Origin of the sequence: Oceanisphaera pacifica, assembly GCF_017498065.1 — a bacterium.
Lineage (GTDB): Bacteria > Pseudomonadota > Gammaproteobacteria > Enterobacterales > Aeromonadaceae > Oceanimonas > Oceanimonas pacifica.
The window spans coordinates 162,321-183,069 of the sequence record NZ_JAGDFX010000005.1 but is presented as its reverse complement, the minus strand read 5'-3'; the positions used below and the strand labels follow the sequence as shown (position 1 = coordinate 183,069).

The following is a 20,749-nucleotide window of genomic DNA, read 5'->3' as shown; positions in this document are numbered from 1 at the left end:
TACGAAGCAATCCATTTAACAAAAAAGCGCTGCGTCTAAGGCTATACATCATACGTTAAAGATAAAGCAGGTTGGCTTTTTCGTACCGCATAAAGAAAGCCGGAAGCTGAGAGCTGGAAGCGGTAAGCTAAACAAAAACACAGAGGCATTTTTGTTTTTACTTCCGGCTTCAAGCTTCAAGCTTATTACTGTCTGTTAAATGGATTGCCGCGTCGTTGCACTCCTCGCAATGACCGGCGAATAATTGCGTCTAGCGTATCGCGTGTGACTGTCTGGCTTGATTTTTGCATGGTGTCGGCTATCAGTTATTAGAGCAATGTAGTGTAAATGGCATTTAAGGATCAAATTCAACGGTTTGGGCCGTGGAACTCGTGGTTTAGTAAGGGGTTGGGTACGCCTTTGCTGGTGCTGGCGGCGCTGGGCATGGTGGTATTACCCATTCCGGCTTTTCTGCTCGATATTTTATTCTCATTTAATATCTCACTGGCGCTGGTCATTTTAATGGTGGCGGTATATAGCAAACGTCCGCTGGACTTTGCGGCGTTTCCGACCGTGCTGTTAGTTGCTACTTTATTGCGTTTGGCACTGAATGTGGCCTCTACCCGAGTGGTGCTGTTAGAAGGGCACGAAGGCGGTGGGGCGGCCGGTAATGTGATTGAAGCCTTTGGTAATGTGGTGATCGGCGGTAACTATGCCGTGGGCTTAATTGTGTTTTTGATTTTGATGATCATTAACTTTGCCGTGGTGACTAAAGGTGCAGGGCGTATTGCCGAGGTGAGCGCTCGCTTTACCCTAGATGCCATGCCCGGTAAGCAAATGGCCATTGATGCCGACTTAAATGCCGGACTCATTAACCAAGATGAGGCACGCGCCCGGCGTGCCGATGTCACCCAAGAAGCCGACTTTTATGGTTCTATGGATGGTGCATCTAAGTTTGTTAAAGGGGATGCCATTGCCGGTATTATGATCCTCTTTATCAATATTATTGGCGGTTTTATTATTGGTATGGCTCAACATGGGTTGTCGTTTTCAGAAGCCGCCAAAATTTATACCTTGCTCACCATTGGTGATGGTTTAGTGGCACAAATACCCTCGCTTATGCTGTCGATTGCTGCCGCCATTATTGTGACCCGCCAAAATAACAGCGAAGACATGGGTGAAGCCATGTTGGGCCAGCTGTTTGATAACCCCAAGTCACTCTCTATTGCTGCTGGTATTTTGATTACCATGGGCTTGGTGCCCGGTATGCCGCATTTTGCGTTTTTGTTATTAGGGGGCTTATCGGGGTTTGCCGCTTGGTGGACCATTAAACGTAATCATCGTTTAGAACAAGAACTCGTTGAGGTAGCGGATGCCCCCGAGCAGGCGAGCACCGAGGTGAAAGAGCTTGGTTGGGATGATGTCGCGCAAGTAGACACCATTGGCCTTGAAGTGGGCTATCGCTTGATTAGCTTAGTTGATCAAGCACAAGGTGGTGAATTGCTTAGCCGCATTAAAGGGGTGCGAAAAAAGCTTTCTCAAGAATTGGGCTTTTTAATACCAGCGGTACATATTCGAGATAACTTAGATCTTGGGCCGAATCAGTACCAAATTACCATGATGGGCGTGAGTTCGGGCACGGCAGAGATATACCCTGAACGGGAGCTTGCTATTAACCCAGGGCAAGTGTTTGGCCCAATACAAGGTATAGATACCCGAGACCCTGCTTTTGACTTAGAAGCCACTTGGGTCACTAAAGATCAAATAGAGCAAGCGCAAAGCTTGGGCTATACGGTGGTGGATGCGGCCACTGTGGTGGCCACCCACTTAAGCCAATTGCTCACTAATCAGGCATCGGTATTGTTGGGGCATGAAGAGGTACAAAGCTTAATTGATCAGGTAGGGCGTAGTCAGCCGAAGTTAGTAGAAGGCTTAGTGCCTAATACCATGAGCTTGGCCTTGGTGACTAAAGTGTTGCAAAGCTTGCTGCACGAAGGGGTAACCATTCGAGACATGCGCACTATTTTACAAACCCTTACCGAATATGCGGGCAAGAGCCAAGATCCGGAAGTGTTAACGGCGGCCTGTCGTATTGCACTGCGCCGCTTTATGGTGCAAGAAATTGCAGGTACCGAACGAGAACTGCCGGTGATTACGCTTGCACCAGAGTTGGAACAAATATTGCAGAACTCTTTACAAGCAGGTGGCGCTCAGGGCAGTGGCATAGAGCCTGGTTTAGCAGAGCGCATGCAACAATCGCTCGCTCAAGCAGCGGCGAATCAAGAAATGGAAGGGCAAGCGGCCATCTTATTAACCTCAGGTATGTTGCGAACAACCTTGGCACGCTTTGTAAAACATACCATTCCAAGTTTGCGGGTGCTGTCTTATCAAGAAGTGCCTGATGACCGCCAAATCCGCATAGTGGCATCGGTTGGGCAGCAGTAGCAGGGTGATAGTTAAATGAAGATAAAACGTTTTTTTGCCAAAGATATGCGAGCTGCACTGGCCGAGGTCAAAGAAGTGCTGGGGGCTGATGCCGTTATTATGTCGAACAAGAAGGTGTCTGGCGGCATTGAAATTGTGGCGGCAGTGGATGATGACGATGAACCCGTAGCGCCAGTGCAACGGCCCTTGCATGATGACAGTGTCAAGATATCGTCGCAGGCGCGTCAGTTTGTTGCCCCTTTAGATGACAAACAGCAGGCTGAAACCTTGCAGTCGTTGTTAATGCGTGGGCGCCAACAGGCGCCGGCGCAATTATCTCCTCAAACATTAGCCGAGCAGTCTAGCTGGCCAGAGCCGCCAGAGCCTATACCTGAGCCGCGCTCTGAACGCCGAGAGCGACGTCAAGAACCGACTCTGAGTCAGCCAAGAGCCACGGCCACTGTGCCGCTACATGATGCCCGCGAATATAAACGCAGAGACAGCGCCAAAGAAAAAGAATTGAATGCGATGCGCTCAGAAATTGCCAGCATACGCCGCTTACTGGAACACCAAGTAAGCGGCTTGATGTGGCAAGAGGTTGAGCGCCGCGAGCCAGTACGCGCCTTGGTGATTAAGCACCTTAATGAATTAGGGTTTAGTGATGGCTTTGCCGATCAGCTCGCCATGCGGGTTAACGACGGTGCGCCCCCCCATGAAGCTTGGCAACAAATTGAAAAAGCATTAAGCCAGCAACTGTTAACTGGCGAAGATGAAATATTGCGCCAAGGCGGTGCGGTTGCTTTATTAGGACCCACGGGCGTGGGTAAAACCACCACCATTGCTAAGTTAGCAGCCCGATTTGCCGCCCGTTACGGGGCCGATCAAATTGCGCTTATTACCACAGACCATTATCGCATTGGTGCCCACGAGCAGTTACAAACCTACGGGCGCATTATGGGGGTAGTGGTTAAGCAAGCGCGTACTTATCAAGAGCTGGCGCAAGCGCTTTATCAGCTGCGTCATCGCCGTTTAGTATTAATTGATACGGCGGGCATGGGGCAGCGTGATCTTAGATTGAATGAACAGTTAGACACCTTAGTGGGTGATAAACAAATTAAGATCCGTAATTATTTAGTGCTGCCTGCCACGGCGCAGCGACGGGTATTACAAGAGGCAGTGGATCACTTTCGCCGTATTCCGCTGGCTGGGTGTATTTTAACGAAATTAGATGAAAGCTTGTCGTTGGGGGATGTGTTGGATATTAGTATTCAAAATAGCCTTCCCATTAGTTATATCACCGACGGGCAGCGGGTGCCGGAAGACATACGGTTAGCTGATGGAATTGAGCTGGTCAAGCAGGCGTTAGGAAGTTTAGAGCAGCGTCGAGAAGACCCCTACTACTGGGAATCTTCGGAATCCGATGAAGAGGATGGGCGTTTTTATGAATAATTTGTTTCAGGACCAGGCGAGTGGGCTGCGACTTATGCAAAAATCGAGCAAAGTACAGGTTATTTCGGTTACTGGCGGTAAAGGTGGTGTGGGTAAAACCAACATCACGTTGAATATGGCAGCAGCCATGGCGGCCATGGGTAAGCGCGTGATGGTACTGGATGCCGACTTGGGGCTGGCTAATGTAGACGTATTATTGGGGATTCGGGTTAAACGTAACCTTTCTCATGTACTGCGCGGCGAATGCACCCTTGATGAAGCCTTAGTTGAGGGGCCCCAAGGGGTGAAAATTATTCCGGCAACGTCGGGTAATCAGTCGATGACTGAATTGTCTCCGCTAGAGCATGTTAGCCTTATTCGTGCTTTTAGTGAGATGAAAACCCCGATTGATATTTTATTAGTTGATACCGCCGCAGGTATTTCAGATATGGTGCTGAGTTTCTCGCGTGCCGCCCAAGAAGTCATGGTAGTGGTCTGTGATGAACCTACTTCTATTACCGATGCCTATGCACTAATTAAGATATTATCGCGTGATTATGGGGTATTTCGCTTTAAAATAATCGCCAATATGGTGCGCAGTCAGCGAGAAGGACGAGAGTTGTTTGCCAAGCTTACCCGAGTGACCGATCGCTTTTTAGATGCGGCATTAGAGCTGGTTGCCTGTGTGCCGTTTGATGGTAATTTACGCTTAGCGGTACGTCGACAAACTTTAGTGGTTAACCAATATCCTAAATCACCTTCGGCAATGGCTATTAAAATGTTGGCCGATAAAGCAATAAGCTGGCCTGCTCCTGAGCGTGCAGGTGGTCATTTACAATTTTTTATCGAAAACTTACTGAATCCGCCGGTGGCAGAGACTGATGTCTGGAGTAAATAAAGCAAATGTGTACGCTCGCCAACAGCACTCGCAACTCATTGAACGTCATGCGGGTTTGGTACGTCGTATTGCGTACCATTTATTAGCGCGGCTGCCAGATAATGTATTAGTAGACGACTTAATTCAGTCGGGCATGGTGGGCTTATTAGAAGCCACTCGTAATTTTGATGCCAGTAAAGGGGCCAGTTTTGAAACCTTTGCCGGTATTCGTATTCGCGGCGCCATGTTGGATGAAATGCGTCGAGGTGATTGGGTGCCGCGTTCGGTGCACAAACATAGCCGCCAAGTTGCCGATGCGATTGCCCAGGTGCAAGCGCGAGAAGGGCGCAATGCCACCGATCGGGAAGTGGCTGATGAGCTTAAGGTGAGCCTAGAGGTGTATTACGCTATGTTGCGTGATACCAGTAATGGTAAAATCCTTGATATGGATGAGTTTGAGGCGGGTATTGATGCCCATGTAGAGGTGGGGCATCATAGCGATAACCCCTTTGATGACATGGCTAAGCAGCGCTTTCAAACGTCTTTATCGCAGCACATTAAAACCTTGCCTGAGCGAGAAGCCATGGTGTTATCTTTATATTATGATGAAGAGCTGAATTTAAAAGAGATTGGTCAAGTGCTGGATGTTAGTGAGTCACGCGTTAGCCAAATTCACAGTCAAGCTATGCACCGATTACGCGCAAAACTAAAAGAATGGAACGGCTAATTTTTGCACCGCGTTGCTTGATTCGGGTTCTACTATTCATACCTGTATGTTAAATGACCAATTTAAGCGGCTTGGTATGTTTTATTGTGCTAATTGCCCGATATACGATTTAAGTTAAGGTTTTGTGGGTCGATATAGTTAAAATACTTGTTGTGTTCAGCCGCCATTGATTTAGCTGATAGGAGATATTGCTTGGACAAAAATATGAAAATCCTGATTGTGGATGACTTTTCCACTATGCGCAGAATCATAAAAAACTTATTAAGGGATCTTGGGTTTAATAATACCTTAGAGGCTGATGATGGTTTGACTGCATTACCCATGCTAAAAAACAGCGATTTCGATTTTGTTGTGACTGACTGGAATATGCCAGGTATGCAGGGGATTGATCTATTAAAGGCAATTCGGGCGGACGAAAAGCTCAAACACCTGCCGGTATTAATGGTGACGGCTGAAGCTAAACGCGAGCAAATTATTGCTGCTGCCCAGGCTGGGGTAAACGGTTATGTGGTTAAACCTTTTACAGCGGGTACCTTAAAAGAAAAGCTTGAAAAAGTGTTCGAGCGAATTGGATAAAAAGGCAGCATAATGGCATTTCACAAAGGAACGATCAGCTTAGATCAGGCTCGCATACTGGTAGCGATGTTAGAGCGTGGCGATCAGGAAGGAGCAGACCGTTATTTGACTGACGTGTGCATGCCCCAAGCGAAAGATTTGGTTGATCAGGTAGGGCAGCTTACGCGTCAATTACACGACTCTTTACAGGAGTTTCGTAATGATCCGCGTTTACCTGAGATCACAGAAAATGAAATTCCTGATGCTCGTGAACGCTTAAGTTATGTTATTGATATGACAGATAAAGCGGCTAACCGTACTATGGATGCGGTAGAAACCAGCTTGCCGATTGTTGATCGCCTTACAGACAATATTCAACAAATTATGCCAAGTTGGCGTGAGCTGATGGAGCGTCAGTTAGAGCTGGGACAGTTTAAAGAGTTATGTTTTAAACTGGATGGCTTTTTACTGAGCTCTAATCAAGATGCCGATCAGTTAAAAGAATTGTTAACCGAAATTTTAATGGCACAAGATTATCAGGATTTAACTGGCCAGATGATCCGTCGGGTTATTAATCTGGTGCAAGAAGTAGAAGCCAAGTTGGTTGCTATTTTGTCTGTATTCGGCCGCTTGCCGGATATGGAAGAAGCCCAGTCTACGCCAAAAAATGATCCGGCCTCGGATATTACTGCCGAAGGCCCCATTATGCATAAAGAACATCGCCAAGATGTCATTTCAGACCAAGACGGTGTGGATGATTTACTGTCTAGTTTGGGATTCTAAGGAGAGAACATGGGCTTTGATGTAGATGAAGATATTCTACAGGATTTTATGATTGAAGCATCAGAGATCCTAGAGCAGTTGTCGGAGCAGTTAGTAACCCTAGAGCAACAGCCAGATGATAAAGATCTACTAAATGCTATTTTCCGTGGCTTTCACACCGTTAAAGGTGGGGCTGGCTTTTTGTCGTTGACTGCGCTGGTTGATACCTGCCACAAAGCCGAAAACGTGTTCGATATCTTGCGCAACGGCCAACGACAAGTTACCCCAGAGCTAATGGACGTTATTTTGCGCGCCTTGGATACAGTAAACGTCATGTTTGCTGAAATTCAAAACCGTGAAGAGCCGACTCCAGCCGAGCCCGACTTATTAGCCGCATTAGAGGGCTATTGTCGTCCTGAAACCGAAGATGAGGCTGTTGAAGACAGTCTTACTGAGGTGACAGCCGCGGCACCGGCTGAGCCGGGCCTGGCCGGGCTAGACGACAGTCAATATCAGCAAATGCTGACTGAGCTGGGGCCCGAATCAAAAGCCTCTACAAGTGCGGCAGCATCAGACTCAGATTCAGACGATATTACCGATGATGAATTTGAGGCATTGTTAGACCAGCTACACGGTGCGGGTAAGCACGGTGGTGCGCCTGAAGTAGCGGCACCAGAGTCAGAGCCGACAGCTTTAGACGATGATTTAATTGACGATCTGGAGTTTGAAAACTTACTGGATGAATTACATGGTTCAGGTAAGGGGCCAACGGTGACCGCGAGTGCTTCGTCTGAACCTGCACCAGCTCCTAAAGCCGAGCCGGCTCCTGCACCTGCTCCTGCACCTGCAACATCAGCTGCTAAAGCGGCAGACAAAGCTCCGGCTAAGGCAACAACCCATAGTGCCCCCGCAGATACTTCAGTGCGCGTTGATACTAAAATACTCGATAACATCATGAATATGGTGGGTGAGCTGGTATTAGTGCGTAACCGTTTGCTTAGCCTTGATGCTAACCATGAGAACGAAGATATCTCTAAAACCGTGGCTAACTTAGATGCGGTAACCGGTGATTTACAGGGTGCGGTAATGAAAACCCGCATGCAGCCCATTAAGAAAGTGTTTGGCCGTTTTCCGCGGGTGGTGCGTGATATTGCGCGCACTATGAAAAAAGAAATTAATCTGGAAATGGTGGGTGAAGATACCGATTTAGATAAAAACTTAGTGGAGGCCTTGGCCGATCCCTTAGTGCATTTGGTGCGCAACTCGTGTGATCACGGTATAGAAATGCCAGAGGAGCGTGAAGCAGCGGGCAAACCCAGAGCGGGTGTAATACGGCTTACGGCTTCTCAAGAGGGCGATCATATTTTGCTGGGCATTGAAGATGACGGTGCCGGCATGGATGCACAAAAGCTTAAAGAGATTGCGATGAGTCGTGGCATCTTAGATGCGGATGCAGCGGCGCGCATGACCAATAATGAAGCTTATAATCTGATTTTTGCACCGGGCTTTTCAACCAAAGTAGAAATTACTGATGTGTCTGGCCGTGGTGTGGGCATGGACGTGGTGAAAACCGGTATTACTTCGGTTAATGGCTCTATTCATATTGACTCAGAAAAGGGAGTCGGTACCAAGCTGCAAATTAAAGTACCGCTGACCTTGGCTATTTTGCCGACCTTGATGGTATTGGTGGGCAAACAGACTTTTGCGCTGCCACTGACCAATGTGGATGAAATTTTCCACCTTGATTTAACCCGCACCAGTATGGTGGACGGGCAGTTAACTGTGGTGGTTCGTAACCATGCTATTCCGCTATTTTATTTGCAAGACTGGCTATTAAAAGGTGAGCCACGAGCGCGCCAGCAGCAAGGTCATGTGGTGATTGTGGCGGTAGGTAATCAGCAAGTCGGCTTTGTGGTGGATGGCTTAATTGGCCAAGAAGAGGTGGTGATTAAACCGCTAGATCAACTTCTGCACGGTACGCCAGGTATGGCCGGGGCGACCATTACCAGTGACGGCGGCATTGCGTTGATCTTAGACTTGGCAGGCTTAATTAAAGCTTACGCAAGACGTTACGTCTAAATAAAAGAAGTGCGAGGATATTAATGTCTATTCGGGTACTAGTGGTTGATGACTCTAGCTTTTTTAGGCGTCGAGTGAGTGAGATCCTCAATCAGGATCCCATGCTTACTGTGGTTGATACTGCGGCTAATGGTCAAGAGGCTATCGAAAAAACGCGGCTAGTACGCCCCGATGTCATTACCATGGATATTGAAATGCCGGTAATGGATGGGATTACTGCAGTGCGTAGAATTATGCAAGACGTACCCACGCCGGTATTAATGTTTTCTTCGCTTACTCACGATGGCGCCCAAGCAACGTTAGATGCGTTGGATGCCGGTGCGGTCGATTTTTTACCCAAAAAATTTGAAGATATTGCGCGCAGTCGCGAAGACGCAATTTTATTGTTACAACAACGAGTGAAGGCCATTGCGCGTCGTCGTCGTTTTGTCTCGCCGAAAACGCCACCTTCTACCGCGACCACAACAGGGCCCACCGCAAGCAGCATACCAGCACGCCCTGCATTGGGTCGCCAGCCGAGAGCGGCTGTTGAGCCCAGAACAAGGCCTAACCCCAGCTCTGTGCTTGGGGCATCACGCGCGCGAGTTGCGCCCATAGAGCCTGCGGTGACCAAGGTGCCAGAGCCACGTCGTAGTGCACCCAAGCGCAGCGGCAAAAGCTATCAATTGCTGGCTATTGGTACCTCAACCGGTGGTCCTGTGGCCTTACAAGATGTATTAACCAAATTGCCGGCAGATTTTGCGCATCCCATAGTATTAATACAACATATGCCCGGTACTTTTACCTCGGCGTTTGCTGCTCGGCTTAATACCCTATGTAAAATTAACGTAAAAGAAGCACAAGATGGCGACCCAGTGCGCCCTGGGCATGCTTATCTCGCCCCCGGTGGTAAGCAGATGATGTTTGAAGGGCGAGCGGGGGCGACACGCCTGCGCATTATTGATGGCAATGACAAAGTCAATTACAAACCCTGCGTTGATATTACCTTTGCCTCTGCCGCTAAAGTGTATGGAGGTAAGGTACTGGCAGTGGTGCTAACCGGCATGGGCGCCGATGGGCGAGAAGGGGCGCGCTTACTAAAAGCGCAAGGTGCCAGTGTGTGGGCCCAAGATGAAGAAACCTGTGTGGTATACGGCATGCCGCAAGCCGTTGCCAAAGCGGGGATTGCCACAGAGTCTTTACCCTTACCCATTATTGGCGAAGCCATCGTCAATGAGATGAGCAGCTAGTATGGCGTTAAGTGGGCTGATATTAGCGCTTGGCTGCATTGTGGTTGCACAATGGTGGCATGGCGGTAGCTTATGGGGGCTGCTAGATGGGCCCGCACTATTAATTGTGCTGGGCGGCACCTTAGGCGCAGTATTACTACAAACGCCATGGCGACAGTTTAGCGCTGCTGTAAAAGCGGCAGGTCAATTATTTAGCTTGCCCAGATGGGATTTTAGTGAACAAGCGTCTCGTTTGTTACACTGGTCTCACTTGGCACGCCAAGAAGGCTTCTTAGCTCTTGAGTCTAAGGGTGAACAGTCGAGTGTTGATGCTTTTACTCGTCAAGGCTTGCAATGGGTGGTAGATGGCACTGAGCTGATGGCCTTAGAGCAGCTGTTTGATAATGAGTTAAACCGTATTGAAGAGCAAAAAGAATTAGAGGCACAAGTATTTGAAGCCATGGGGGGCTATAGCCCTACCATTGGTATTATAGGTGCCGTATTGGGGCTTATTCAGGCAATGTCTAATCTAGAAGACCCCAGTCAGCTAGGAGCCGGTATTGCGGTGGCATTTGTGGCCACATTATACGGTGTGGGGTTAGCTAACTTATTGTTATTACCTTTAGCTAATCGGTTACGGGCGATTTATCGATTGGAGCTACGTTATAGAGAGTTAACAACTATCGGTTTAGTCGCCATTGCCCGAGGTGACAGTAGCTTGTCGATGAGCCGTCAGTTAGCGCAATATCAAGGGCTGCGCCATTGAGACGCCGTTCTTTCGTCTCTCGTCATCAAAAGGCCAGTGGTACCTCTGGCCCAGAGCGTTGGTTAGTGTCGTATGCCGACTATATGACATTAGTGTTTGCCTTGTTCGTGGTGCTATATGCCATTAACGCCAGCAAAACAGAGCATAAGCAGCCTATGTTAGACGGCATAGAGCAAGCGTTAGTCCGATTAAATGGTAAGCCTGAGCCCACTGACGCTGATAGTTTAATGATCATGCAGTCTGAGAATAAAGAGGCGCTTAACATTAACAGACAGCTTAAAGATATAGAGGCCCCATTATCTGATATAAAAGCGCAACTCGCTTTAGCCTTGCCGGGATTATTACAACAAGAATCGGTTGTGTTAGAAGAAAAGGGTGATTGGTTAATTGTAAGTTTTGACGGTAAATTATTATTTGCCAGTGGCAGTGCTTTGCTGGGGGCGAATGCTAAGCCACTGTTGAGTCGCATTATACCGGCATTAACCGTGGGAACACATTTTATACGGGTACGAGGTTATGCCGATAATTTGCCCGTAAATAACGAATTATATGCTTCTAATTGGCAGTTATCTGCCGAGCGAGCGCGTGCGGTATTAGAATGGCTGCTGCATGAAGGCATTAATGCCCCGCGGCTAGCTTTAGAAGCCTATGGTGAGTTTCAAGCACCAGACAGCCAGTTAGCGGTGTCTAGTCGTGCACAAAGTCGGCGAGTGGATATTGCGATATCTTCTCAGCAGTGGCAGGCGCCTGCCGCACTACCATCTCGGCCTTTGGCCACAGAAAAAAATCCGGATTTACGTGTATATGAGCTGCCCAATGGTGGCATTCGTATCGGCACAACACAGGAATAAGCATTGATAGTTTGGACAGTAGCAAATCAAAAAGGTGGCGTAGGAAAAACAACCACTGTCGTCGCACTGGCAGGCTTATTATCTCAGCATAATAAGCGTGTTTTGTTGATCGATACCGACCCTCATGGTTCGCTGACCTCTTATTTTGACTATGATATGGATGGCCTACAACATAGTCTGTTTGATTTGTTTAAAGCGCCTCAGCCAACACGAGCACTATTTGAGCAAGTGTCATTAAAAACGCGCTTTAATGGTATTACCTTATTGCCTGCCTCTATTTCACTGGCCACCTTAGAGCGTACTTCAAGTAGCCGAGAGGGCATGGGGCTGGTACTCAAACGTTTACTCAGTGAAGTAGAGCAAGATTTTGATGTGGTGATTATTGACTGCCCACCTGTGTTGGGGGTGATGATGGTCAATGCCTTGGCGGCCTGCGACCGTATTTTAGTGCCAGTGCAAACCGAGTTTTTAGCCATTAAAGGGCTAGAGCGTATGGTTAGTACCTTTAAATTAATGCACAGAGCGAAAAAAGAAGGCTTTAACTATACGATAGTCCCAACCATGTTTGATCAGCGCACGCGTGCCTCGGTACAAAGCTTAAATAGTTTAGAGCAAGAATATGAGGGTAACTTGTGGCCGTCGGTTATTCCGGTGGATACCAAGTTTCGTGATGCCAGTTTGCGCCATGAACCGCCTTCTTATTTTGCTAAAGGTAGCCGAGGCGTGTTTGCCTACCACTCTTTGTTACGGTATTTATGGCAACAAGAAGGGGCGGAGACGGCGCTATGAATCAACACCATTCAGATGCATTAGATGATTATTTTGGTGCCTTATTAACAGAAACTGAGCCAGATACAGCGCCCAGCGCTGATCCTCAACCTCAGGTTAATCCTGCGCCAAGTACCATCACAGCCAAGCCCTTTGCTGAACCCAAAGAAGCCGAGCGCCACCAAACCTTAGAAGCCTTATTGGCACAAGTGGCAGAGCTTAAAGAAGAAGAACAACTTGCTACGCCTGCGCCTATTGAGCAGCCAGAAATTAAGGAGGCTCCCGTTGCGCCTGCACCTGTTATTGAGCCTGAACCCGTTGTGGCTAAGCCACCGCCTGAGATCATTACAGAAGTTAAAACTGCGCCTGAGCCAATAAGTGCACCGCCGCGTGATGAATGGCGCAATATGGACACTGAAGCTAGTTTTCAGGTGCTATATTTTGAAGTGGCCGGCATGACCTTTGCTGTTCCTCTGACTCACTTAGGCGGCATTTATCAAATGTCTAAGCTAACCAGTTTGTTTGGTAAGCCCGACTGGTTTGCCGGTATGCTGACCGAGCGAGATCGCCAACTGTATGTGGTGGATACCGCGCGTTGGGCCATGCCCAGTCATCAAAATGAAAAAGAATATGAATACTTGGTTACCTTAGGTGACAGTAACTGGGGGCTGAGCTGTCATCAGTTAAAGGGCACAGCGTTATTAACGCGAGAACAAGTAAAATGGCGTGTGACGCCAGGGGCTCGGCCTTGGTTGGCGGGCATGGTTAAAGAAAAAATGTGTGCCTTACTTCATGTAGACGCCTTGATTAGTCTACTGGAGCAAGGTAAGAATATAGATGGACAACAAGTCTGAGCAGGTAATAAGGGTAATCTATGAACAGTCATCGAAATGTAGCTGAAAATCTTCCCGAGGGTGAGGTATTGCAGTGGGTCACCTTCTGCTTAGATAATGAAACCTATGGCATTAATGTAATGCAGGTACAAGAAGTCTTGCGTTATAGCGAGATTGCGCCTGTGCCGGGTGCACCGGATTATGTACTGGGAATTGTTAACTTACGCGGTAATGTGGTGACGGTACTGGATACCCGTTTACGGTTTGGTCTTGCATCTTCTGAAGTCACCGACAATACGCGTATTGTGATTATTGAGGCTGAAAAGCAAGTGATCGGCATTATGGTCGACAGTGTTGCTGAAGTGGTGTATCTCAAGTCTTCAGAAATTGAGACCGCGCCCAATGTCGGCACCAGCGAAAGTGCTAAGTTTATTCAGGGCGTTTGTAATCGTGACGATCAATTATTGATTTTAGTGGATCTGGATAAGCTATTATCTGATGAAGAGTGGGATGAGTTGGGTCAATTGTAATGTGGTTTGAGCCTGCTTTTATTTTAGCCTGTGTCGCGCTATTAGTCGGGAGTGTATCCTTATTTGTAGCCTGGTCTATGTGGCGCCAAAGCCAACGTAAGCTTGAGGCCATGAGCCGGCTTATGCGAGAGCTAACGCGCACCCGTGACAGTTATCGCAAGCAAATTGATGAGTTGCAGGCGGCCAACATTGGCATGGGTAATAAAGTGGGTGAATTATATCGCAAGCACGATAAATTGACCGAGCAACAGCAAGAGCTGGCGCTGAAAGATCCCCAAGGTCGACTCTATAGCCGCGCCACTCGCATGGTGCAATTAGGCGCGGGTATAGATGAAATTATGGCTGAATGTGAAATGCCCAGAGCCGAAGCCGAGTTATTGATCTCTTTGCATCGTAAATAGTGGGCGTAAAGAAGATCACCTTATAATTTACGCGTTATTCTTTTTTAGGGTCGACCTTTGCGCACAACATGGGTCGACTTATTTTCAATAAAATCTATTCAAGCTCATATCAAACCTTGATTTATATCAAGGTTATTCGTCAATCATTACTTAAAACCTATTCAATGAGCCTTATTATAAGTAAACTAAATACCAGTTTACTAAGGCTTGAATATCAAAGATTTTTATCTGACAGGGATAAGTGTCTTCGACAAGGAATGCAGTGATGTCAGACTCTCAAGTTAATCTTTCACGACGCCAGTTTTTTACGCGGCGAGACACCCTAGATAAACCCGCATTGCCTTGGTTAAAAGAGGCGCACTTTACCGATTTATGTACCCAGTGTGGTGACTGTATTAAGCAGTGTCCAACGCAAATTATTCGCCCCGGTGATGGCGGTTTTCCGCGGGTCGACTTTCATATTGATGAATGTACTTTTTGCTATCAATGCGCCCAAGCCTGCCCTGAACCATTATTTTTACCCCAAAGCGAGCCCGCGTGGCAGACAAAAGCCATAATTAAAGACAGTTGTTTGGCCTATCAAAACGTAGATTGTCGCAGTTGTGGTGATAGCTGTGAGCCCTTTGCTATTCGCTTTAAATTGGCGGTGGGTAAGGTGGCGCAACCTCACATAGACTTATCCAGCTGCACCGGTTGTGGTGCCTGTGTCTCAGTCTGCCCCACCTCCGCCATTGTCGTCACATATTCTGAACAAGAGGGTGCTAATGTCACTGAATGAAGTTCATATTTCTAGCCTAGTGGTGCATGCCGTGCCTGAACATTTAGCGATCATTAAGCAGCAGATTACGTCTTTTGCTGGCGCTGAAATATACGGTGAAAGTGCGGCAGGTAAGCTGGTGGTGGTCATAGAAACCCAAAACCAAGGCTATATAACCGACACCATTGAAGCCATTAATCGACTTGACCATGTGTTGAGTGTGGCCTTGGTGTTTCACCAAATTGAATACGAACAAGATGATGAATTAATCGGGGAGCTTGCGGTAAAAAATGCCGATGAGCGCAAAGCGGCCACCGCCTGCCCCGAACACATAATACTAAAAAATGCTGAACGCTAACTCTGAGGGCAATCTGTATGAAGATAACAAGACGTGCATTTGTAAAAGCCAATGCGGCCGCCTCTGCGGCGGCCGTGGCGGGCATAACCTTACCCGCTTCAGCGACCAATTTAATTGTTAGCTCCGATGAAACTGCCATTAAGTGGGATAAAGCGCCGTGTCGCTTTTGTGGTACCGGGTGTTCTGTGCTGGTGGGCACCCAAAAAGGTCGTGTGGTGGCCACCCAAGGTGATCCAGAAGCGCCGGTAAATAAAGGGCTTAACTGCATTAAGGGCTACTTTTTATCGAAAATTATGTATGGCAAAGACAGGTTAACCACGCCTTTGCTGCGCATGAAAAATGGTCAATATGATAAAGACGGCGACTTTGCGCCTGTGTCATGGGACACCGCCTTTGATGTCATGGCAGAGAAGTTTAAAAAAGCACTAAAAGAAAAAGGCCCCACCAGCGTTGGTATGTTCGGCTCTGGTCAGTGGACCATTATGGAAGGCTATGCTGCATCTAAACTGATGAAAGCGGGCTTTCGCTCTAATAATATTGACCCTAACGCCCGCCATTGTATGGCCTCTGCCGTGGTGGGCTTTATGCGCACCTTTGGTATTGATGAGCCTATGGGCTGTTACGACGATTTTGAACATGCCGACTCCTTTGTGCTGTGGGGCTCCAATATGGCGGAGATGCACCCAGTGTTGTGGACGCGCATTACCGATCGTCGCTTGAGCCATGAGCATGTAAAGGTGAATGTGCTCTCAACCTATTATCACCGTAGCTTTGAGCTAGCAGATAAGGGCATGATCTTTCATCCGCAGTCAGACTTAGCCATTGCCAACTTTATTGCTAACTACATTATTGAAAACGAGGCGGTAAACTGGGACTTTGTTACCCAGCACACCCACTTTAAACAGGCCACGACCGATATTGGCTATGGGTTGCGTGATGACGATCCCTTACAGGTTAAGGCTGAAAACCCCAACTCAGGCGCTATGTCTGATATTTCATTTGAGGAATACAAAGCCTCAGTGGCGCCTTATACGGTAGAAAAAGCTGCTGAAATGTCGGGGGTATTACCCGAAGACTTAATTGCGCTCGCCAAGCAATATGCCGATCCCAATACCAAGGTGATGTCGTTGTGGACCATGGGCATGAACCAGCATACCCGTGGGGTCTGGATGCAAAGTTTGGTGTATAACCTGCATTTATTAACCGGTAAAATTTCTGAGCCCGGCAATAGCCCCTTTTCGCTGACCGGTCAGCCTTCTGCGTGTGGTACCGCCCGAGAAGTGGGCACTTTTTCGCATCGTTTACCTGCCGATTTGGTGGTGGCTAACCCTGAGCACCGTAAAACAGCAGAAAAGATTTGGCAGCTCCCCGCTGGCACCATTCCGGCTAAACCGGGTTTTCATGCGGTGCAGCAAGACCGCATGTTAAAAGACGGTGTGCTGAATGCCTATTGGGTGATGTGTAATAACAATATGCAGGCGGGCCCCAATATTAATACCGAGCGTTTACCGGGTTATCGTCATCCCGATAATTTTGTGGTTTGCTCAGACCCATACCCAACCGTGACCGCTCAAGCCTCAGACTTAATTTTGCCCACCGCCATGTGGGTTGAAAAAGAGGGGGGCTATGGTAATGCCGAGCGTCGGACCCAAGTTTGGTATCAACAGGTGTCGCCGGTAGAGGGAGCCAAATCTGATTTATGGCAAATTATGGAATTCGCTAAGCGCTTTAATATTGAAGAAGTGTGGGGTGAAGACTTGATGAGCCAAGCGCCAGAATTACGTGGCAAAACCCTATATGACATTTTATTTGCCAATGGCAAGGTAGATAAATACCCGCTATCTGAAGCGCAAGCGCTAAATGACGATGCCAAGGCTGCTGGTTTTTACGTACAAAAAGGCTTGTTTGAAGAATATGCCGAGTTTGGCCGCGGCCATGGCCACGATTTAGCCCCCTATGATACTTATCATCAGGTGCGTGGCTTACGTTGGCCTGTGGTTGACGGTAAAGAAACCTTATGGCGCTTTAATCCTGAGTATGACCCTTATGCTAAGCGCGAGGGCCGTGATTTTTACGGTCAGCCCGATGGTAAAGCCCTAATTATTTCAGCGCCTTATGAAGCGCCCCCCGAAGTGCCGAATGACGAGTACGATATGTGGCTTTGTACCGGTCGTGTGCTTGAGCACTGGCACACCGGCACCATGACCCGTCGCGTGCCTGAGCTTTATAAGGCGGTGCCTGATGCGCATTGCTACATCCACCCTGATGATGCGATATCACGTAATTTACGCCGTGGAGACGAAGTATTAATTGAATCGCCACGGGGTGAAATTCGCGTGCGGGTAGAAACCCGTGGTCGTAACCGGCCACCCAAAGGCTTGGTGTTTGTGCCTTTCTTTGATGCCCGCATTTTAGTCAATAAGTTGATTTTGGATGCTACAGATCCGCTATCTAAACAAACTGACTATAAAAAATGTCCGGTAAAAATAACCAAGTTAGCGAGCGTATAGCGCAGCAAACCAACTGGATTAGGGCTAAGGCCAACACTAAGAATGCAAGGTGTTGGCCGCAACAGAACCGGAGCAAATGATGAAAAAAATAATAATGGCATTACTTTTGGTTAGTCACGCGCTGTTGGGTGCCGCCTCACTGGCGACAGCAGAAGAGGGAGTGCAGACTAACCCTGCGGGTATTGGTGGCGTGGCGTCGTTACGGGGCTTGAGTGAGCTTGAAGCTACACGCGCGGCAGACAGCTTTAAGCGCTTTCCGCGGGATCACTATTTAGAAAGTAGCTATGTGTATCAGCCACCTTTGGTGCCTCATACCATTCGTAATTATGAAGTGTCGTTAAATGCGAATAAGTGCTTGTCTTGTCATAGTTGGAAGAATGCCAAAGAAATGGGCGCCACCAAAATTAGTGTTACCCATTATGTTAATCGCCAAGATCAGGTGTTATCTGATGTGTCGCCGCGTCGTTACTTTTGCTTGCAGTGTCATGTGCCCCAAGCCGACGCTAAGCCTTTGGTTGAAAACCGCTTTTTGAGCGTCGACTCGTTACGATAATGGGTGATTGCCCATGCAACTAAAGAGTATGCAAGATGATTAAACTATTAAAAAGATTTTGGCAACGCTTATCCAGACCCAGTAAAGCCGCCGCAGGCCTAGTGTTATTAATGGGTTTTTTGGGAGGCTTATTGTTTTGGGGGGCATTTAACACTGGCATGGAGGCGACCAATACCGAAGCCTTTTGTTCTAGCTGTCATGAGCCCATAGTTAAAGAAATTCGCGAAACCATTCACTATGCCAACCGCTCCGGGGTGCGCGCTATTTGCTCGGACTGTCATGTGCCTCATGATTGGACCGATAAAATTGTGCGCAAGGTGCAAGCATCAAAAGAGCTGGTGTTTCACTTTTTAGGAACCATTGATACCGAAGAGAAGTTTAAGGCTCGCCGTGGGCATTTAGCGCATCGAGAATGGCAGCGCATGAAGGAAAACAACTCACAAGAGTGTCGTAATTGTCATCAATTTGACTATATGGACTTCTCAGAACAAGGGCCAAGGGCTGTGCGTTTACATTCTACTGCGCTTGCCTCGGGTGATAAAACTTGCGTTGACTGCCATAAAGGCATTGCCCATAAGCTACCCGATATGAGCAATATTGAAGGTTGGCACTAAGGCGCAGATAAGGAGAGCACAATGAGCACATTAGAGTATGTTATTTGGCATGTGTTGGGTTATATGGCGATGCCTGTGATTATTTTAGCGGGCTTTCTTGGGGTCGCTGTGGTGTGTATTGGTATATTGTCGGTGACCAAAGACAAGCAGATTGATTAATTAAGCGCTGAAGTTAGCGCAATATGCAAGCAAGCAGCGATAAGGATAACCTTATCGCTGCTTTTTGTTATGTGGCTTGTGCGCTGCCAAGACTATTTTGTATATCTGTTATGCTTGCAACGTTAATGTTGCTTTATTCTTGATAAGCTTGAGCTTGCGATGTGCTTGCTAATATGAGGGCCTGATCATGAGTCATACTGTTGATATTAAACACCATGGTGCCGTACTGGGGGTGACAGGCTCGTGTCACGAAGTACGGGTAGGGGACGCTGGCATACTCATTGATTGTGGCTTGTTTCAGGGGACAGATTTTCGCGAAGACTTAGATATCGACTTTGAAATAGCGCATATTCGCGCCTTGGTGGTGACCCATGTGCATGTAGACCACGTGGGGCGCATTCCCTATTTATTGCTGGCCGGCTTTACAGGGCCTATTTTTTGCACCGAGCCTTCTGCCATCTTATTGCCGGCCATGTTAGAAGACGCGCTTAAGTTTAGTGCCAAGCACAGTAAGTCGGTGGCAAAGCAAGTACTTAAACAAATGCAGCGCCAAATTCGCCCGCTGCCGTTTGATCAGTGGCAAGCCTTACTGGGCACCGAGATTAAATTTAGATTTCAGCAGGCGGGGCATATTTTAGGCTCGGCCTATGTGGAGTGCGACGCCGCGGGTAAGCGCGTTATCTTTAGCGGTGACCTAGGTGCCGAAGACTCTCCGCTGATCGTTAATACAACCCCACCCAGCCCTTGTGATGTATTGATATTAGAAAGCACCTATGGCGATCGGGAGCACCCCAGCCGAGTTGATAGGCGGTTGCGCTTAAAGTCAGAAATAGAGCAGAGCTTTGTTGATCAAGGTTTAGTGTTAATTCCGGCCTTTAGTTTAGGGCGCACCCAAGACTTATTGTATGAATTAGAAAGCATTATTCACGACTTTGGGCAAGATAAAGTAGCCGAGCACCTGCCATGGCATGAACTTGAGATTATTGTGGACTCGCCGCTGGCGGCTAACATAACCCGCCTATACGGTGATTTAAAATACCACTGGAACCAAGATGCGCAAGACTTGCTCAAACAAGGTCGTCATCCGCTGATATTTCCTCAGTTAACCGTGATTGATGGCCATGAAGATCACCTACTTTGTCTTGAAAATGTGCTGAAATCAGATAAACCGGCGGTGGTTATTGCCGGCTCTGGCATGTGTGCAGGGGGGCGGGTGGTCAATTACTTAAAAGAATTGCTGCCCGATGCTCGCCATCATATTTTATTTGTCGGTTTTCAGGCAGAAGACACACCAGGGCGGGTGATCGTTGAAAACGGCCCCCGTTTTGATGGGGTGGAGCTATTAACTGATGGCAAAGATGACTATGCTTGGGTTGAGTTAGACGGTGAGCGCATAGCCATTAATGCATTGATCCACAACATTGAGGGCTATTCGGCCCATGGCGATCAAAGTGATTTACTCCAGTTTGCCCAAGCCATTAGCCCCGCTCCTCAGCAAATTCGTTTAGTACACGGCGATCTTGAGGCCAAGCTGGCATTAAAAGCAAAACTCACCGCGCTTTTACCCGATGTTGAGGTGGTGATCCCCCTGATTGAAGATGCAGGGTGAT

The 20,749-nt window shown here is 47.9% G+C and carries 21 protein-coding genes; all 21 read left to right on the top strand.

Annotation, left to right across the window (positions count from 1 at the left end; all coding sequences use genetic code 11):
• Positions 1–327: 327 nt before the first annotated feature.
• The 21 genes from flhA (at position 328) to J3U76_RS05845 (ending at position 20,748) form a co-directional block, all read left to right on the top strand.
• Positions 328–2,424, top strand: coding sequence for a flagellar biosynthesis protein FlhA (flhA, locus tag J3U76_RS05945; protein WP_208004998.1), 2,097 nt, complete (start codon positions 328–330; stop codon positions 2,422–2,424).
• 15 nt (positions 2,425–2,439) lie between these two features.
• Positions 2,440–3,852, top strand: a complete 1,413-nt coding sequence (gene flhF / locus J3U76_RS05940; protein WP_208004997.1) for a flagellar biosynthesis GTPase FlhF — start codon at positions 2,440–2,442, stop codon at positions 3,850–3,852.
• Positions 3,845–4,729: a MinD/ParA family protein gene (locus J3U76_RS05935; RefSeq protein ID WP_208004996.1), complete on the top strand. Its 885-nt coding sequence runs from the start codon at positions 3,845–3,847 to the stop codon at positions 4,727–4,729. The genes flhF and J3U76_RS05935 overlap by 8 nt, the downstream gene beginning before the upstream one ends.
• Complete coding sequence (locus J3U76_RS05930; RefSeq protein ID WP_208004995.1) at positions 4,713–5,435, top strand: RNA polymerase sigma factor FliA; 723 nt, start codon at positions 4,713–4,715, stop codon at positions 5,433–5,435. Before J3U76_RS05935 ends, J3U76_RS05930 begins: the two co-directional genes overlap by 17 nt.
• A gap of 204 nt (positions 5,436–5,639) precedes the next feature.
• The gene (cheY, locus tag J3U76_RS05925; RefSeq protein ID WP_441878679.1) at positions 5,640–6,011 is read left to right on the top strand and encodes a chemotaxis response regulator CheY; all 372 of its coding nucleotides are present in this window, start codon (positions 5,640–5,642) and stop codon (positions 6,009–6,011) included.
• Positions 6,012–6,020: 9 nt separating this feature from the next.
• On the top strand, positions 6,021–6,773 hold the full coding sequence (locus tag J3U76_RS05920; RefSeq protein WP_424022298.1) for a protein phosphatase CheZ: 753 nt from the start codon (positions 6,021–6,023) through the stop codon (positions 6,771–6,773).
• A gap of 9 nt (positions 6,774–6,782) precedes the next feature.
• The gene (locus tag J3U76_RS05915; protein WP_208004992.1) at positions 6,783–8,831 is read left to right on the top strand and encodes a chemotaxis protein CheA; all 2,049 of its coding nucleotides are present in this window, start codon (positions 6,783–6,785) and stop codon (positions 8,829–8,831) included.
• 23 nt (positions 8,832–8,854) lie between these two features.
• Positions 8,855–10,060: a protein-glutamate methylesterase/protein-glutamine glutaminase gene (locus J3U76_RS05910; RefSeq protein WP_208004991.1), complete on the top strand. Its 1,206-nt coding sequence runs from the start codon at positions 8,855–8,857 to the stop codon at positions 10,058–10,060.
• A gap of 1 nt (position 10,061) precedes the next feature.
• A complete protein-coding gene (locus tag J3U76_RS05905; RefSeq protein ID WP_208004990.1) occupies positions 10,062–10,805 on the top strand; it encodes a flagellar motor protein in 744 nt (247 codons plus the stop codon).
• Positions 10,802–11,656: a flagellar motor protein MotB gene (locus J3U76_RS05900; RefSeq protein ID WP_208004989.1), complete on the top strand. Its 855-nt coding sequence runs from the start codon at positions 10,802–10,804 to the stop codon at positions 11,654–11,656. Before J3U76_RS05905 ends, J3U76_RS05900 begins: the two co-directional genes overlap by 4 nt.
• Positions 11,657–11,659: 3 nt before the next feature.
• On the top strand, positions 11,660–12,445 hold the full coding sequence (locus J3U76_RS05895; protein ID WP_208004988.1) for a ParA family protein: 786 nt from the start codon (positions 11,660–11,662) through the stop codon (positions 12,443–12,445).
• Positions 12,442–13,278, top strand: coding sequence for a chemotaxis protein CheW (locus J3U76_RS05890; protein WP_208004987.1), 837 nt, complete (start codon positions 12,442–12,444; stop codon positions 13,276–13,278). Before J3U76_RS05895 ends, J3U76_RS05890 begins: the two co-directional genes overlap by 4 nt.
• A 20-nt stretch (positions 13,279–13,298) precedes the next feature.
• Positions 13,299–13,787: a chemotaxis protein CheW gene (locus J3U76_RS05885; RefSeq protein ID WP_208004986.1), complete on the top strand. Its 489-nt coding sequence runs from the start codon at positions 13,299–13,301 to the stop codon at positions 13,785–13,787.
• Positions 13,787–14,188 (top strand): DUF2802 domain-containing protein, encoded by a 402-nt coding sequence (locus J3U76_RS05880; protein ID WP_208004985.1) that lies wholly within the window; start codon positions 13,787–13,789, stop codon positions 14,186–14,188. The genes J3U76_RS05885 and J3U76_RS05880 overlap by 1 nt, the downstream gene beginning before the upstream one ends.
• Before the next feature lie 265 nt (positions 14,189–14,453).
• A complete protein-coding gene (napF, locus tag J3U76_RS05875; protein WP_208004984.1) occupies positions 14,454–14,966 on the top strand; it encodes a ferredoxin-type protein NapF in 513 nt (170 codons plus the stop codon).
• The gene (locus J3U76_RS05870; protein WP_208004983.1) at positions 14,953–15,303 is read left to right on the top strand and encodes a chaperone NapD; all 351 of its coding nucleotides are present in this window, start codon (positions 14,953–14,955) and stop codon (positions 15,301–15,303) included. Before napF ends, J3U76_RS05870 begins: the two co-directional genes overlap by 14 nt.
• A 17-nt stretch (positions 15,304–15,320) precedes the next feature.
• Positions 15,321–17,813 (top strand): periplasmic nitrate reductase subunit alpha, encoded by a 2,493-nt coding sequence (gene napA / locus J3U76_RS05865; RefSeq protein ID WP_208004982.1) that lies wholly within the window; start codon positions 15,321–15,323, stop codon positions 17,811–17,813.
• A gap of 79 nt (positions 17,814–17,892) precedes the next feature.
• Complete coding sequence (locus J3U76_RS05860; protein WP_208004981.1) at positions 17,893–18,366, top strand: nitrate reductase cytochrome c-type subunit; 474 nt, start codon at positions 17,893–17,895, stop codon at positions 18,364–18,366.
• A gap of 35 nt (positions 18,367–18,401) precedes the next feature.
• Complete coding sequence (locus J3U76_RS05855) at positions 18,402–18,980, top strand: NapC/NirT family cytochrome c (protein WP_208004980.1); 579 nt, start codon at positions 18,402–18,404, stop codon at positions 18,978–18,980.
• A 21-nt stretch (positions 18,981–19,001) separates the two neighbouring features.
• On the top strand, positions 19,002–19,139 hold the full coding sequence (locus J3U76_RS05850; protein ID WP_208004979.1) for a TIGR02808 family protein: 138 nt from the start codon (positions 19,002–19,004) through the stop codon (positions 19,137–19,139).
• 187 nt (positions 19,140–19,326) lie between these two features.
• On the top strand, positions 19,327–20,748 hold the full coding sequence (locus J3U76_RS05845) for an MBL fold metallo-hydrolase RNA specificity domain-containing protein (RefSeq protein WP_208004978.1): 1,422 nt from the start codon (positions 19,327–19,329) through the stop codon (positions 20,746–20,748).
• Position 20,749: the final 1 nt, after the last annotated feature.

What these genes read in the sequence shown, in the direction of transcription:
- J3U76_RS05885 (WP_208004986.1), top strand. Translation starts at nt 13,299, where the DNA reads ATGAACAGTCATCGAAATGTAGCTGAAAATCTTCCCGAGGGTGAGGTA.
- J3U76_RS05850 (WP_208004979.1), top strand. Translation starts at nt 19,002, where the DNA reads ATGAGCACATTAGAGTATGTTATTTGGCATGTGTTGGGTTATATGGCG.
- J3U76_RS05890 (WP_208004987.1), top strand. Translation starts at nt 12,442, where the DNA reads ATGAATCAACACCATTCAGATGCATTAGATGATTATTTTGGTGCCTTA.
- flhA (WP_208004998.1), top strand. Translation starts at nt 328, where the DNA reads ATGGCATTTAAGGATCAAATTCAACGGTTTGGGCCGTGGAACTCGTGG.
- napA (WP_208004982.1), top strand. Translation starts at nt 15,321, where the DNA reads ATGAAGATAACAAGACGTGCATTTGTAAAAGCCAATGCGGCCGCCTCT.
- J3U76_RS05845 (WP_208004978.1), top strand. Translation starts at nt 19,327, where the DNA reads ATGAGTCATACTGTTGATATTAAACACCATGGTGCCGTACTGGGGGTG.
- J3U76_RS05905 (WP_208004990.1), top strand. Translation starts at nt 10,062, where the DNA reads ATGGCGTTAAGTGGGCTGATATTAGCGCTTGGCTGCATTGTGGTTGCA.
- J3U76_RS05855 (WP_208004980.1), top strand. Translation starts at nt 18,402, where the DNA reads ATGATTAAACTATTAAAAAGATTTTGGCAACGCTTATCCAGACCCAGT.
- J3U76_RS05860 (WP_208004981.1), top strand. Translation starts at nt 17,893, where the DNA reads ATGAAAAAAATAATAATGGCATTACTTTTGGTTAGTCACGCGCTGTTG.
- J3U76_RS05935 (WP_208004996.1), top strand. Translation starts at nt 3,845, where the DNA reads ATGAATAATTTGTTTCAGGACCAGGCGAGTGGGCTGCGACTTATGCAA.
- flhF (WP_208004997.1), top strand. Translation starts at nt 2,440, where the DNA reads ATGAAGATAAAACGTTTTTTTGCCAAAGATATGCGAGCTGCACTGGCC.
- J3U76_RS05915 (WP_208004992.1), top strand. Translation starts at nt 6,783, where the DNA reads ATGGGCTTTGATGTAGATGAAGATATTCTACAGGATTTTATGATTGAA.
- J3U76_RS05910 (WP_208004991.1), top strand. Translation starts at nt 8,855, where the DNA reads ATGTCTATTCGGGTACTAGTGGTTGATGACTCTAGCTTTTTTAGGCGT.
- J3U76_RS05930 (WP_208004995.1), top strand. Translation starts at nt 4,713, where the DNA reads ATGTCTGGAGTAAATAAAGCAAATGTGTACGCTCGCCAACAGCACTCG.
- napF (WP_208004984.1), top strand. Translation starts at nt 14,454, where the DNA reads ATGTCAGACTCTCAAGTTAATCTTTCACGACGCCAGTTTTTTACGCGG.
- cheY (WP_441878679.1), top strand. Translation starts at nt 5,640, where the DNA reads ATGAAAATCCTGATTGTGGATGACTTTTCCACTATGCGCAGAATCATA.
- J3U76_RS05870 (WP_208004983.1), top strand. Translation starts at nt 14,953, where the DNA reads ATGTCACTGAATGAAGTTCATATTTCTAGCCTAGTGGTGCATGCCGTG.
- J3U76_RS05880 (WP_208004985.1), top strand. Translation starts at nt 13,787, where the DNA reads ATGTGGTTTGAGCCTGCTTTTATTTTAGCCTGTGTCGCGCTATTAGTC.